Source organism: Streptomyces sp. NBC_01506, from assembly GCF_045040295.1.
Taxonomy (GTDB): domain Bacteria; phylum Actinomycetota; class Actinomycetes; order Streptomycetales; family Streptomycetaceae; genus Streptomyces.
Window position 1 is genome coordinate 8,284,655 of record NZ_CP109422.1, and the last position, 14,407, is coordinate 8,299,061.

13 protein-coding genes are annotated in these 14,407 nt (G+C 70.6%); 3 read left to right on the plus strand and 10 right to left on the minus strand.

Annotated elements, in window-relative coordinates:
- Positions 1-150: 150 nt before the first annotated feature.
- Both OG329_RS37225 and OG329_RS37230 read right to left on the minus strand, forming a co-directional pair.
- Positions 151-1,065, minus strand: a complete 915-nt coding sequence (locus OG329_RS37225) for an aldo/keto reductase (protein WP_405801149.1) — start codon at positions 1,063-1,065, stop codon at positions 151-153.
- 213 nt (positions 1,066-1,278) lie between these two features.
- The gene (locus tag OG329_RS37230; RefSeq protein ID WP_405801151.1) at positions 1,279-2,667 is read right to left on the minus strand and encodes an FAD-dependent oxidoreductase; all 1,389 of its coding nucleotides are present in this window, start codon (positions 2,665-2,667) and stop codon (positions 1,279-1,281) included.
- A 224-nt stretch (positions 2,668-2,891) separates the two neighbouring features.
- Between OG329_RS37230 and OG329_RS37235 the strand changes: the two genes are divergently transcribed.
- Positions 2,892-3,584 (plus strand): DUF6214 family protein, encoded by a 693-nt coding sequence (locus OG329_RS37235; protein ID WP_405801152.1) that lies wholly within the window; start codon positions 2,892-2,894, stop codon positions 3,582-3,584.
- Positions 3,585-3,638: 54 nt separating this feature from the next.
- Here OG329_RS37235 and OG329_RS37240 read toward each other — a convergent pair whose 3' ends face one another.
- Positions 3,639-4,274 (minus strand): DUF305 domain-containing protein, encoded by a 636-nt coding sequence (locus tag OG329_RS37240; RefSeq protein ID WP_405801154.1) that lies wholly within the window; start codon positions 4,272-4,274, stop codon positions 3,639-3,641.
- Positions 4,275-4,520: 246 nt separating this feature from the next.
- Between OG329_RS37240 and OG329_RS37245 the strand changes: the two genes are divergently transcribed.
- Entirely contained in the window at positions 4,521-6,014 is a 1,494-nt protein-coding gene (locus OG329_RS37245) for an LVIVD repeat-containing protein (RefSeq protein ID WP_405801155.1), read from the plus strand.
- Positions 6,015-6,057: 43 nt separating this feature from the next.
- Here OG329_RS37245 and OG329_RS37250 read toward each other — a convergent pair whose 3' ends face one another.
- The 7 genes from OG329_RS37250 to OG329_RS37280 all read right to left on the minus strand — a co-directional run bounded on the left by OG329_RS37250 (position 6,058) and on the right by OG329_RS37280 (position 12,702).
- Positions 6,058-6,678, minus strand: a complete 621-nt coding sequence (locus OG329_RS37250; protein ID WP_405801156.1) for a TetR/AcrR family transcriptional regulator — start codon at positions 6,676-6,678, stop codon at positions 6,058-6,060.
- 184 nt (positions 6,679-6,862) lie between these two features.
- Complete coding sequence (locus OG329_RS37255; RefSeq protein WP_405801157.1) at positions 6,863-8,209, minus strand: M14 family metallopeptidase; 1,347 nt, start codon at positions 8,207-8,209, stop codon at positions 6,863-6,865.
- A 242-nt stretch (positions 8,210-8,451) separates the two neighbouring features.
- Positions 8,452-9,387 (minus strand): LLM class flavin-dependent oxidoreductase, encoded by a 936-nt coding sequence (locus tag OG329_RS37260; protein WP_405801158.1) that lies wholly within the window; start codon positions 9,385-9,387, stop codon positions 8,452-8,454.
- Positions 9,388-9,488: 101 nt separating this feature from the next.
- A complete protein-coding gene (locus OG329_RS37265; protein WP_405801159.1) occupies positions 9,489-10,184 on the minus strand; it encodes an HAD family hydrolase in 696 nt (231 codons plus the stop codon).
- Positions 10,185-10,203: 19 nt separating this feature from the next.
- Positions 10,204-10,908 carry a phosphatase PAP2 family protein gene (locus OG329_RS37270; protein WP_405801160.1) on the minus strand — a complete coding sequence of 235 codons (705 nt, stop codon included), beginning with the start codon at positions 10,906-10,908 and terminating at the stop codon, positions 10,204-10,206.
- Between the two features lie 51 nt (positions 10,909-10,959).
- Entirely contained in the window at positions 10,960-11,895 is a 936-nt protein-coding gene (locus tag OG329_RS37275) for a M56 family metallopeptidase (protein WP_405801161.1), read from the minus strand.
- A 135-nt stretch (positions 11,896-12,030) separates the two neighbouring features.
- Complete coding sequence (locus OG329_RS37280; RefSeq protein ID WP_405801163.1) at positions 12,031-12,702, minus strand: DUF5134 domain-containing protein; 672 nt, start codon at positions 12,700-12,702, stop codon at positions 12,031-12,033.
- Positions 12,703-13,082: 380 nt separating this feature from the next.
- Here OG329_RS37280 and OG329_RS37285 point away from each other — a divergent pair, with 380 nt between their 5' ends.
- On the plus strand, positions 13,083-14,357 hold the full coding sequence (locus OG329_RS37285; protein ID WP_405801164.1) for a glycoside hydrolase family 71/99-like protein: 1,275 nt from the start codon (positions 13,083-13,085) through the stop codon (positions 14,355-14,357).
- Positions 14,358-14,407 lie beyond the last annotated feature (50 nt).

Consider the following 14,407-nt stretch of genomic DNA (forward strand, 5'->3'; position numbering starts at 1 on the left):
ACCTTCCGAAGACGCCGTTGTCCCAGACGTGGGTCAGTCTGCACCCACCCACTGACAGTGGCCCCCGGACGGCCCAGCGAGGTGGTCGGCGGGCCGGCGGCGCAGGGGAAACCGCCGCCTCTGCGCCGACCCGCCTCTCCGCCGTGCCGACTACTCGCCGCCCCCACGGACGGACCCGAGACGCGCGATCTCCTCGTCCGTCAGCCGGATCGCGCCGGCCGCCACGTTCTCGGTGAGGTGGTCCGGATCGCCGGTGCCCGGGATGGCCAGTACATGTGACCCCTGCCCCAGCGTCCAGGCCAGCCGGACCTGCGCGGGTGACACGCCGTGCGCGCGGGCGACGGCGATCACCGCCTCGTCGTCGGTGCCGCCCGCGCCCTCCTCGCGTCGGCCGCCCGCGATCGCGAAGAACGGCACGAAGGCTATGCCGAGTTCACCGCACTCCCGCAGGAGTTCCTGCTCCGTGCCCGGCGCGTCGACGCTGTAGGCGTTCTGCACGCACACGACGGGCGCGATGGACCGGGCCTCCGCGAGATGCGCGGAGGTCACGTTGGAGATGCCGAGATGACGGATGAGCCCCGCGTCGCGCAGTTCGGCCAGGACGCCGAAGTGCTCGGCGAGCGAGCCGGTCGCCCGGCTCGGCGGGAGACGCAGATTCACCACGTCCAGGTGGTCACGGCCGAGCTGGCGCAGGTTCTCCTCCACCTGGCCGCGCAACTGTTCCGGCTCGGCCCACCACCACTCGCCCGAGGGGTTCCGGGCCGGCCAGACCTTGGTGGCGATGACCAGATCGTCGGCGTACGGCGCGAGCGCGCGGTTGATCAGCTCGTTGGCGGAGCGCGTCGGCGAGAAGTAGAACGAGGCGGTGTCGATGTGGTTCACCCCGAGTTCGACCGCGCGCCGGAGCACGGCGACGGACTTCTCGCGGTCGGCGGACCCGCCGACCCGCCCGATGATGCTGCCGCCGGCCAGGCGCATCGCGCCGAATCCGACGCGGTTGACCGTCAGGTCACCGAGCTTCCAGGTGCCGGCGGCCGTCGCGGGGCGCGCACGGGTGTCAGACATGGATCTCCTCTGCGGGTCATAACGAGGGGGCTCGGCAGGTTCTGCCCGGCCGCGGACGAGCCGGCTCCGGGCACGCAAAAAACCTCCCCGGCGGATCGGAATCCGTGACGAAGGAGGTTCGAACGGTGATCGATTTTAGCACCCCCGTGGCGACAGGCGATACGCGCGAACCGCCCACCGCCCACCGCCCACCGCCCACCGCTCCCGCGCCGACTACGTAGGAGACGGTGGCCCGGCCTCCCCGCGTGCGGCGGCCAGCAGGCCCTCCCAGTCCGGGATCTTCACCGACCGCCGTCCCAGCGCCGCTCCGAGCGCCGCCTCCGCGTCCTCGATCGCGAGCCAGCCCGGCCATTCGACCGGATGGTGCCCGGCCGCCCGCAGCGCGTCGACCGGGTCCCCCTCGATCCGGCGCCCGGCCAATCGCGCCCCGTCCGCGAGCAGCGAGCCGACCGTCTCCTTCGCACAGGCGCGATTGGTGCCGATCACCCCGGTCGGGCCGCGCTTGATCCAGCCCGCCACATACTCACCCGGCGACGCCACGCCGTCCCGCAGGATCCGGCCCGCCAGATGCGGCACCGTGCCCGACGTCTCGTCGAAGGGCAGCCCCGCGATCGGCACCCCCCGGTAGCCGACCGCCCGCAGGACCAGCCCCGCCTCGATCTCCTCGTACGTCCCGGTGCCCCGGACTCCGCCCGCCCCGTCCGGCGCGGTGCGCTCGAACCGTACGGCCCTCACGCGTCCGCCGGCCCCGAGCAGTTCCACCGGGCGCAGGAAGAACCGCAGGTGGATACGGCGCGCCCGGCCCTGCTCGGGCGCGTCGGCCCAGTTGCGTACGACCTCGATGTTGCGCCGGTTCACGGCGGCGAGCGGCTGCGACGCACCGGCGGCCGGGGCCCGCGCCGGAGCGTACGCCGGGTCGAGCGCCAGGTCCGCAGGCTCCACCCGCACCTCGGCCGAGGGCAGCGCGCCCAGTTCACGCAGCTCCTTGGTGGTGAACTTCGCCTGCGACGGACCCCGTCTGCCGACCATGTGCACGTCCCGCACGGCGCTGTCGGCCAGCGCGCCGAGCGCCGGGTGCGGCACATCCGTCGGCCGGAAGTCCTCCGCGCCACGGGCCAGGACACGCGCCACGTCGACGGCGACATTGCCCACCCCGACCACCACGACCGAGCGCGCGCCGAGCCCGAAGCCGGCGGGCGCGGCGTCGGGGTGCGCGCTGTACCAGGAGACGAAGTCGGTCGCCGAGTGGCTGCCCGCCAGATCCTCGCCGGGGATGCCGAGCCGGCGGTCCCGGGCGGCGCCGACGCAGTACACGACGGCGTGGTAGAGCCCCAGCAGCCGTTCGGGTGTGAGACCGCGGGCGCCGATCTCCACGTTCCCAAGGAACCGGACGCGGTCGTGCTCCAGTACCGAACGCAGCGTGTTCTGGAGCGACTTGATCTTCTCGTGGTCCGGCGCGACGCCGTAGCGCACCAGTCCGTACGGGGCGGGGAGCCGGTCCAGGACATCCACGAGGATGCCGGGGACCAGGGTCTGCTGGACGAGAGCCTGGGCGGTGTAGACCCCGCTGGGGCCCGACCCGACGACGGCGATGCGCGGCACGGCGCACTCCTTCCGGCGAGAGGCTTCCAGCATCGCACCGGTTGGTGAAGCCGGGGAGTACGCGGCGCCGTCGCCTCCTGAAGAAGGGAGGGAGGCGATGACGGTGGCGGCGAGCCCCTGCGCCGAGCGAGTGCGCTGACCGAGTGCCATGCGCGCCGAGGCGGGTGTGCCACGGCGACAAGGGAGAATTGCCTGATTAAGTGGTGAATGTGTCAGAACTTGAGATGACTTCCGCCGCTGAGCCCACGACACCTGTCTGGCCCCGCTGGGAGGTGCAGGGATACGGCACCGTCAACTGCGATACGCCGCCGGGTGGCCGCTGCGAGCTGCCGCGCGACGAGTTGGTGCCGCCCTGGGTCGACATCCGGCTGACCTTCGCCGACGGGGCCCGTGTCGACGTGCTCGCGGTTCTGCGGGACGGCGTGATCGCCGTCGAGGACGCGCAGGCCGACCCGCCCCTGCCGCTGACCGATCTGACCGAGCTGGGTGCCTGGATCGAGGCCCCGCTCGCGTACGCCCGCCGGGTGGTGGCGGGACAGCACCACGTGGAGATCGACCCGCTCACGGACGACGACTGCGGCGGCACGGGCATGGCGGGCGGCGCGGAGGGCGTCGGCGTCGCGGTGACGGAGGAGGACGAGGGTTACGAGTACGAGGGCGGCCCCGCGGACACCGACGCGGATCTTGTGCCGGAGGAGCCCGCGCCCGCCGGCCGGCACCGCGCCGACGACCCCGAGTCGTCCGGCAGCGCGGACCGGCGCGGTGTGGCGGCGACGTACCGCAGGGCACAGCAGTTGGGCCAGGATCCGGTCCTCGCGGTGATGTGCGCGACGGGGTACGGGCGCCGCAAATCGCTCAGCCTCATCGCGAGCGCCCGCGACGACGGTTATCTGACGCCACGTCACCGCCGCCGCTGACGCCTCGTACGGCGCGTCAGCGGTTCTCGACAGGCCCGACGCGCCCGAAGCGCGTTACAGCGAGCGCATCCGGTTGATCTCGGACGTCTGCTGCGCGATCACATCGCTGGCCATTTCCTCGAGTTGGACGTTGTTGCCGCCCGACAGAGCCTCGGTCGCCATCGTCACCGCGCCCTGATGGTGCGTGATCATGAGGCTGATGAAGAGGTCGTCGAACGCCTTGCCCTTCGCGGCGCGCAACTTCGCCAACTGGGCCTCGGTGGCCATGCCCGGCATCTGCATCGCGCCGTGGCCGTCGTGGCCGCCTTCCTTCTTCGCCTTCTCCTCGCCGCCGTTGAGCTTCAGCCAGCCCTCCATGGCGCCGATCTCCGGCTTCTGCGACGCGTTGATGCGCTCGGCGAGCCGCTTCACCTGGCTGGATCCGGCGCGGTCCGGGGCGAGTTCGGTCATCACCAGCGCCTGGCTGTGATGCTCGATCATCATCGTCGCGTAGCCGTAGTCCGAGGAGTTGGGAGTGTTGTCCGGGATCTCCTTGGCCGCCTCCTCCGGGGAGAGCGTCCTGGACTTCTCACCGGGCTTGCCCGGGGCGACCACCTGCCCCGTCGCCCCGCTCGTGGTGCCGCTCTTGGTCTCACTCTTCGCGTCGTCGTCGCCCGACTCGCAGGCGCCCAGGGCGAGTAGAGCGGCCATGGCCGCGGCGGCCACGACAGGCCGGAGGACACGCGCACTCCTGGTCCGGATCAACACGGTGGCCTCCTGTGGTACTTGACGTGTATCGGGCACGTTGTTAGGCACTTTCCTAACACGCTTGCGGACGCGAGTGATCAAAAACTTTCATTACATCTCGGTTGCCATCTGTTGAGATGTACATGTGAAGGACGATACTGCCGAGGTCCGTAAGCCGTTCAACTGGGAACGGATACAAGGGAGGACGCAGTGACTTCGTTGCTTACCACCCGCGTGCGGCGCAGACGTCTGGGCGTGGCAGCAGCCGCGGCCGGTCTCTTCGCCACGCTGCTGGCAGCCGGCCCGGCTGCCGCGACACCCGACCCCGGTGACACGCCGGCCAAGGAAGAGACCTCGACGAGCCAGCAGGCCGAGGCCAAGAAGGCCATCGAGAACAACGACATACCCGGTGTGGACGAGATCATCCACAGCGACAACATGACCCATGTCGCCAACGTCCCCAAGGAGCACCTGAAGGGGACCAACTCGGACATCGCCTTCCAGGGGAAGTACGCCTTCTCCGGGAACTACGACGGCTTCCGGATCTTCGACATCAGCAAGCCGTCGCAGCCCAAGACCGTCGCGCAGGTCCTGTGCCCCGGCGGGCAGAACGACATCTCCGTCTCGGGCGACCTGCTCTTCCTGTCGACGGACGCCTCACGCAGTGACAACTCCTGCTCCAGCGTCTCGCAGCCGGCGACGGAGAAGTCGTCCTGGGAGGGCATGAAGATCTTCGACATCAGCGACAAGCGCAACCCCGAGTACGTCGCCGCTGTCGAGACCGCGTGCGGTTCGCACACGCACACGCTGGTGCCGGAGAAGAAGGACGTGTACGTGTACGTGTCCTCGTACTCGCCCAGCACCACGTTCCCGGACTGCCAGCCGCCGCACGACGGCATCAGCATCATCAAGGTGCCCCGCAAGGCGCCCGAGAAGTCGAAGATCGTCGAATTCCCGGTCCTCTTCCCGGACGGCGGCAACCCCGGCGCGCCCACCAACCCGGGCGTCTCCGCCACCACCGGCTGCCACGACATCACGGTGCTCCCCTCGAAGGACCTGGCCGCCGGCGCCTGCATGGGTGACGGCATCCTGTTCGACATCGAGGACCCGGAGGAGCCGAGGATCATCGACCGCGTCCAGGACAACGTCAACTTCGCCTTCTGGCACTCGGCCACCTTCAACCAGGCCGCCAACAAGGTCGTCTTCACCGACGAGCTGGGCGGCGGCGGTGCGGCCACCTGCAACGAGGAGATCGGCCCGAAGCGCGGCGCCGACGGCATCTACGACATCCTCGGCAAGGGCGACAAGCGGAAGCTGGAGTTCAAGAGCTACTTCAAGATCGACCGTCCGCAGGCGGACGCCGAGGTGTGCGTGGCACACAACGGATCGCTGATCCCGGTCAAGGGCAAGGACATCATGGTCCAGGCCTGGTACCAGGGCGGCATCTCGGTCTGGGACTTCACCAACTCCTCGAAGCCCAAGGAGATCGGCTACTTCGAGCGCGGCCCGGTCACCCTCGACCAGGTCACGACGGCCGGCCCGTGGTCGGCGTACTACTACAACGGCTACATCTACTCGAACGACATCGCCAAGGGTCTGGACGTCATCAAGCTCGACGACCGCCGGACCGACGCGGCGAAGAAGGTGAAGATGGACGAGCTCAACGTCCAGACGCAGCCTGACTACTTCGACGACCGCGACTGACGGGCACGGCCGGCCGCCGTCGCGGCCGGCCGGATCCGCGCGGTCATGAGATGTTCCGCCGGGCGGGCTCCCCGCCCGGCGGAGCCGCGTACGCCAGGTCCAGTCCGTAACGGTGGAACAGCTCACCGCGCAGGCTGGTCAGCTCCATCGCCGCTCCCGGCAGCAGAATCGCGAACACCGCGCCCATCATCAGCGCGCGCAGCAGCGGATAGTCGTGGTCCACGTCCGCCGACCCGTAGCGCACCATCGTCTCGCGCAGCAGCTCCGCGAGCCGCTGCTGCTCGGGGCACTGGACGAAGCCCTCGGCCTGGAGAATGCCCGCCATATGGGCGCGCATCACCACCGGATGGTCGACCGTGAGACCCAGTACGGCGTCGATGGCGCGCGCCAGCAGCACCCGGCCGTCGTCGGTACGGGGCTCGCGCTCCAGGGCCGCCGCCAGGGTGCGGTGCATCAGCCGGTGCACGGCCGACTGGAACATCGGGCGCTTCCCGGCGAAGTAGTACGAGATGAGTCCGCGCGCCGCTCCCGCCCGGTCGGCGATGTCGGCCAGCGTCGTCCCGTCGAAACCGCGCTCCTCGACCAGCTCCACCGTGGCCTGGAGAAGCCGTTCGCGGGAACGCCGACGCAATTCTTCATTGACCGATGCGCTGCGCGGGGACATGCTGGACTCCTGCGTTGACTGGCTCCCAGCCAGTATATTCAGCACGTCTTCGCGGACCGCCCGTCGGGCCTGGCCCTGGCCGGGTGATCTCGTCTGCGAGGGTGGAAGCGGTCTGTCTTGGGCGACGCGGGGGATCGCCCAGGACAGACCGCGTTCCTTCGTCAGCCGCCCGTGAGCCGCTGTCTCAGGCCGCGCAGTACTGCGACTCCTTGCCGATGGACCGGTACATACAGTCCGCGTTCTCCAGCAGTTGGAGCACCGCGTCCCGGTTGCGGCTCGTCTCGCGCTCTATCACCTCGTCGGGCGGATAGAAACCGCCCCCGCCGGCGCTGCCCGGGTACATCTCGAAGGTGTACGCGAAGATCTTCTGATTCCCCCACAGCCAGTCGTCGATCGACCCGTCCGTGATGTAGAGGTCGCTCGCCTGCTCCGCGGTGTAGCCGTTGCTCGCGGCCATCTTCCCGCCGACCGCCGCGAAGGCGTTCCGGTCGTCCAGCGTCAGACCGGGAGCGGTGTCGGCGGTGGTGTAGCCGTACGGCCACAGCACCAGCTCGCTGTACGTGTGGAAGTCGATGGCCGCCTTGAGCTGCTGCTTGCCGCCGACGACGCGGCTGCGCGCGAAGTCCGCGACCACCTTGACCTCGGGCGCGGACTCGGCGCGCGCGCCGCGGTACGTCTCGGCGCCGGGGGTGCCGGACGAGCCGCCGCAGCAGCCCCACTGGAAGTTCCAGTTGCGGTTGAGGTCCGTACCGACCCTCGTGGAGCCGGAGTTGGGCTGGCGGTTCAGGCGCCAGCTCCGGTAGGTGCCGGTGGCGATGTCGTACTCGCCGCCGTCCGGGTTGACGTCCGGGACGATCCAGATCTCGCGGTTGTTCACGGCGTTGGTGACCCGTGAGTCGGTGCCGTAGGAGTCACCCAGTTCGCGGATCAGATACAACGCCATCTCGACGGTGAGGTGTTCGCGGGCGTGCTGGTGGTGGGTGAAGAGAACTTCGGGCTCGTTCTCGTCCGCCGTCACGTTGTCGCTGATCTTGACCGCGACGATGTCCCGGCCCTCGTAGCTCTTGCCGATGACGCGTTTGCTGATGAGGTTCGGACGGGCGGCGATCCGCTGGTCGATCTCGGCGTTCATCTCGGCGTAGTTGTGGTAGCGCGCGTCGGCCGAGGGGAAGTCGAACGGCTGGACAGCCTTGCCGTTCGTCCTGGCGGGCGGCGCGGGCAGCACGTCGAGCCGGTAGCCCTGCGCGCGCAGCCGCTCCGCCTGGCTGTCGGTGGCGCTGACGACCGTCGAGCCCGCGTCCGCCTCGTCCACCGACACGCCGGTGGCGGCGAGGGCGGTACGGCTCGCGATGTCGGCCACGCCGGGTATCTCGTACTGCCGGATCCGCTCCTCGGCGGCGGCGGGGGCCTCGGGTGTGGCCTTCGGGTCCGGGGGCGCGGCCTCGGCCGTGAAGGGAACGGCCACGGCGAGCGCCAGCATGGCCGCGAGGGTGGCGGCCTTCCATCTGGCCTCGCGTACGCGAAGTCGCATGGTGTCTCCTGTGGTGGGGAGTTGTGGGGGGTCGGCCGCGACACATGGCGTGCTGCGGCCGGGTGGTCGCGCATATCGTGGAGGGCTGGCATGGTCCGGTCAAGTGGCGAACTTCGGCCATCCCTACCGGCATCCGCGTATCGACCGCCGACCGGCCCCGCGCGTGAAGCCGTTCGGACACACGCCCGACGCCCGGCCGGGCCCCGGCCGGGCGTCTCTTCGACCCCGTGATCCCCGACGGCTCAGGAGTTCAGCAGCCCGGCCGTCCGCGCCAGCAGCTCATGACCGGTACGCCAGTCCTTCGCCGAGCCCCCGCTCAGTACGATCCGGTCGGCGCCCGCCGCGACGAACGCGGCAAGCCGCTCCGCCGCCTGTTCGGGCGTACCCACGATCCCGACGCCCGCCGCGTGCTCGGGGTCGACCCCGTACGCCTCCACCACCATCCGCACCAGTGCGTCCCTGGCGCCGGCCACCTCCCTGGCGGGGACGTCCAGTTGGACCGGCACGGCCACGGTGACCGGTGGGACGGGACGGCCGGCCTCGTCGGCGTACCGCCTCAGTCTCCGTACCCCGTCGGCGAGTTGGGCCGGCGAGATGACGGCCGGGAACCACCCCGCGCCGAACGCGACCGCCCGCCGCAGCACATCCTCCTCCGGGCCGCCGGCGACATACAGCGGGGGAGCGGACACGGCGGGCGCGAGCGTGATCTCGACCCCTGCCGACTCCCGCGCCCCCGCCGCCGCGATCCGGGTCGGTTCGCCCGCCACCAGGCGCGGCAGCAACCGCAGTGCGTCCTCGGTACGGGCATCGGCCGCCGCGCGCCGTACGCCCAGCGCGTCCCACACCGGCGCGTCACGCACGCCGCCGTGCCAGCGCTCCCACGCGCCGCGCCCGTCCCCGATCCCCACCAGCAGCCGCTCCCGCGAGACGTACTGGAGCGAGGCGATCTGCTTCGCCAGCAGCGGGAGCGGGCGTACGGCGGCGAGCAGCACCCCGTAGCCGACGCGCACCCGCTCCGTGACGGCCGCCGCCGTCGCGAGAACCACCTCCGGGGCGAGCATCGGATACCGCCCGGAGAGGTGGTCCCAGACCCAGACCGATTCGAAGCCCAGACGCTCGGCGTCGCGCGCGCTCCGCGCGATGTCTTCGGTACCCAGATAGATCCCGATGTCGGTCATCCCTGTCGTCCCCTTCGGTGGCGGCCTTCGCTGTCGCCTACGAGGCAACAACGTCAACCACGCTTGAGGTCAACAGCCGCAGGGCGAGCCCCGGGGTTCCCTCAACGGGTGAGGGCGAGCACCGGGCGCAGACCCGCCGGGCGTTCCTCCACCGGCAGATGGTCCACGAAGTGCACGGCGCAGCCCAGTTGGGCCGCGCCGCCGTCCGCCTTCCGGTCGTCCCCGACCATCAGCACATCGCGCGGATCCTGTCCGATGGCCTCGCAGGCCGCGCCGAAGAGGCGTACGTCCGGTTTCTGGACGCCGTGTTCGTACGACAGCACATAGGCGTCCACGAAATCGTCCAGGCCGTGCGCGCGGAAGACCGGCCGCAGATCCCAGCCGATGTTGCTGATCACGCCCACACCGATGCCCTCGCGCTTCAGGGTGCCGAGCACATCCGCGCTGTCGGCGTACGGCCGCCAGGCGTCCGGCGTCCGGTGCCGCTCGTAGAGCGCGTCGTACAGCCGGGGATCGGGGAGCGTGACCTGCCGGGCGAGGCCGGTGTACGCGGCCCGGTGACGCTCGGCGCTCTCGTCGCGCGTGGCCCACAGTCCGGCCAGGTCCGGCGGCAACTGCTGCGGCGAAGGACCGCCGGGCAGTGCGCCCGCGACGGCCAGTCGGACCGCGTAGCGCCGCACCTCGTCGGGCGGTACGGGAACGCTCAACTCGTCGAGTACGGCCCTGAGCCAGGAACCGGCCGATTCGATACGGAACAGAGTCCCTGAGAAGTCGAAAAGCACACCCTTGATCTTCATGGCCCCGATCCTCGTCGGGTCACCGCCACCGGGACAAGGCCCGTCCTTCGTACGTGGCGATCGACAGGGCCACCAGACACGCCCCGAACAGCCAGCCGCCCACCACGTCCGAACTCCAGTGCACTCCCAGCCAGACCCGCGTGAACCCGACGCCGATGACCGACACGACCCCCACCACCAGCGCCACGCCCCACAGCGGGCCGCGCACGCCGTACCGCCGCAGCAGCCACAGCAGAACCCCGATGGTGACCGTGGCGGTCATCGCGTGGCCCGAGGGGAACGAGGCGTAGTTCGCCGAGTCGACCGGGTCCGGCCAACTGGGGCGCGGGCGCCCGACCGCGGACTTCAGCCCCTGCGACACCAGGGCGCCCACCAGACTCGTCAGGGCGACCCAGACGGCGAGCAGACGCGCGCCGCGGAACAGGAGCACGACGAAGGCGACGGCGGTCAGCAGACGCATCGTCCAGGGGTCCCACACCCAGTCCGTCAGAACGCGGTTCGCGTGGGTGAGCCCCGGCTCGTCCACCGCCCACCGGTGCAGATCCACGGAGACGGTCCGGTCCAGGGAGAGCAGCGGACTCCATTCGGCGGCGACGAGCGCCAGCAGAATCAGCGCGGCGACACCCAGCACCACCCCGGCACGGGCCGGCGTCACGGCTCCCCGCGGAGCGGACGGGGCCGGCCGGGCCGACCGTGGCGACGGGGGGACCGCGGTGGAGTGCATGGGGTGATCCTTAACGACGAAGGGCCCGCGACGACGAAGGGCCCCGCAAAGCTATCCCAGCACGCGTAGGGCGGGGATGAACGCCACCACGAGCGGAACGACGGGCACCAGCGCCGCCGCGGCCGTCAGCCGCAGCCGGCGGCCCGCCGTCAGCCGGGGAAGCGGTGTCAGCAGCCGGTCCACCCGGCGCGGCAACTCGGCACCGGGGGCCGGGCAGGGGCCGAACACCCCACGGTCCTCGTTCAGTTCGACCAGTGCGAGCGCGATCGTCAGCCGGCCGAAACGGCGCGAGGCGACATCGTCGGCGGCCAGCTCGACCAGACGGTGCATCTCGGCCTGGAACGCGGCGAAGACCGGCACCTGCGGGAAACCGATGGCGAGCGCCGACGAGCAGTGCAGCAGCCAGTCGTGCCGCGCGCGGGCGTGACCCTGCTCATGGGCCAGTACGGCGTCGAGCTGACGGCCCTTGAGCCGCCGCAGGGCCGCTGTGGTGATGACGAGTTGGGGCGCGGCGCCCGGCAGCCACCAGGCGCCCGGACGCTCGCCCTCCAGCACGACCAGCGGGCCGCCGCCGGACTCCTCGCCGGGCAACAGCGGTGAGCGGACGAGCAGTTCACCGCGGCGCTGCTTACGGCGTAGGTGCGCCCGGTGGATCTCGCGCGTCAGCATCGCGCCCGTCCACACCCCGCCCGCCGCCAGGAGCAGGGCCAGCGCCGCCGACCAGGGACGGTGCGCGCCGAGCGCGTACGCCTCCACGACCCCGCTCGGGGCCGGGGCGAAGACATGGCCCCGTACGGCCAGCCAGGCCGCCGCCGCGCTGAACGTCATGGCGAGCGCGAAGCACAGCAGCACGGCGGCCACCACGCACTGCCAGACCCACAGGGCCACCACGGGCTCGCGCTCGGGCCATTCGGCGCGGGCCAGCAGTCGCGGGGCGACCATGGCGGCCAGCGCACCGAGCGTCAGCAGCACGAGGGAGACCATCATGCTCGCCAGTCTATGAGGGCGGTGGCGCTCACGGGGTCGGCCGCGGGCGGCAAGTGACGCAGGACACGGTGATCGGCAGGCGTCGTATCCGCCCGGGACGGTCGTGTGTGCCGCGTGTGCCGCGTGTGCCGCGCGTCAGAGCGTCAGCAGCATCGACAGCATCGCGATGCCCATGGACAGCCGGCAGGCCAGCGCCAGCTCCGGCCGGTCCGCGCAGCCGCCGGTCGCCGTGTCCGCCACCACCCCCGGCACCGCCCCGGCCACCCGGACGTCTCCCGGGGTGCCGCCGGCCACGCCGCCAACGGCGCGGTCGGCGGCACCCGCCCCCACCGGGGCCCCGCCCTCGGGCGCGGTCACGGTCTGCAACGGGAGCAGTCGCGCACCCGTCCACAGCACGTATCCCGCGTAGTAGATCAGCAGCACGCCCGTGGCCAGCGGCGTACCGCCCGCGCTCGCGCTGTGCCCGCCGTGCGTGCCGCCCGGCAGCAGGGCCATCGACACCGCCATGTAGAGCATGGCGAGTATCCCCACGAGATGGTGCAGATGGTGCGACGTACCGCGGGCCGGTCCCAGCGCGCGCAGCGCGGCGGCGCCGAACACCGCCGCGTACAGCAGCCAGACCCAGCGCGGTGGCGTGACCGCCGTGGCCGGTACGGCCATGGCCGCCATCCCGAACGCCATCAGGGCCTCGCCGCCGGCCGTGCGGCGCCCGGCTCCCGCGGCGCCGCGCAACCGGAGCAGACAGTAGGTCCCGGCCGCCACGCACAGCGCCACGACCAGCCAGCCGGCCGTCGCCGGTCCGTGCACCGCGCACCTCCCCTCGCCTTGCTCCAACGATGTCCACACAAACGGTGTCAACGGTGGAATGCCCTCACCGTTCGAGGCGCACGCGAGCGCAGAGAGACACGGGGGGAGCGCACCGGGGGGGACACGGTCCGCGACCGGGGGGCGCCGAACCACGTGCTTTTCGCATTCCACTGGAAACGGAAAACGTAAAGAAAATAGGCTGACAAGCTTTCTCAATTGGTCTGGACAAAGCCTTGGCGCGGACCTTGTGTTGGTCCTCCGAAAGCGGTTACTTTGCGATGGTGCGCCACGGAGGCGGGCGGGCTGCCGCCGCCTTTAATTCCCCCCACCCCCGTGGATCCGCGTATTTCAGGCAGATTTCTAGTGGGAGGAAATACTCCATGAGTATTTCAAGACGCGCCGTCATCGCATCGGCGTTGGCCGCCGGCACAGCAGCGGCCGGTGGAGTCCTCGGCAGCCAGCAGGCGGGGGCCGCGCCCGCGCCGGGAAGCAGGGCGCAAGCGGCACCCGCCGCGAGTCCCCCCGGCGACGTGGTCGGCAAAATCAGCGTCGGGTATCAGGGCTGGTTCGCCTGCAAGGGCGACGGTTCCCCCATCGACAGATGGTGGCACTGGAGCCAGGACAGCAGCCAGCCGCCGTCGATCAGCAACAACACCATCAAGTCGTGGCCGGATATGCGGGAGTACACCCGTTCATTCCCCACGGCGTATCCGAATCTGAACAACGGCCAGCAGGCTTCGCTGTTCTCCTCGCACGACCAGCAGACCGTCGACACCCACTTCCGCTGGATGCGTGAGAACAACTGCGACACCGCCGCGCTCCAGCGGTTCAACCCCGTGGGCGGCGAAGGTCCGGTCCGGGACGCGATGGCGGTCAAGGTGCGCCGGTCGGCCGAGGCGAACGGCCGGAAGTTCTACATCATGTACGACGTCACCGACTGGCGGACCATGCAGTCGGAGATCAAGCAGGACTGGACGAACAAGATGAAGGCGTACACGTCGTCGGGCGCGTACGCGAAGCAGAACGGCAAGCCCGTCGTCTGTATCTGGGGCTTCGGCTTCGCCGACGACAAGCGTCCGTTCGCGCCCCCGGAGTGCCTGGACGTCATCAACTGGTTCAAGGGGCAGGGCTGTTACGTCATCGGCGGCGTGCCGACGCACTGGCGCAACGGCGTCAGCGACTCCAGGCCGGGCTTCGGCGACGTCTACCGCTCGTTCAACATGATCTCGCCCTGGATGGTCGGGCGGATGGGCACCGTCGCGCAGGCCGACCAGTTCTACCGGGACGTCAACACCCCCGACAAGGCCGAGTGCGACGCCAGGGGAATCGACTACCAGCCGTGTGTGATGCCGGGAGACCTCCAGTCCCGGCACCGCGCGCACGGCGACTTCATGTGGCGGCAGTTCTACAACATGTGCCGGCTCGACGTCGCGGGGATCTACATCTCCATGTTCGACGAGTACAACGAGGGCAACCAGATCGCCAAGACGGCGGAGAACGGCTCGATGGTCCCCTCGGGCTCCGGCATCTGGGCGCTCGACGAGGACGGCACGGCCTGCTCGTCGGACTACTATCTGCGGCTCACCGGTGACGGCGGCCGGATGCTCAAGAAGCAGCTCGCGCTGACCGCGACGCGGCCGACGCCGCCGAGGTAGCGGGGCTCCGTGCGGGCCGCCGGGAGGACCGAAGGTCCCGGCGGCCCGCA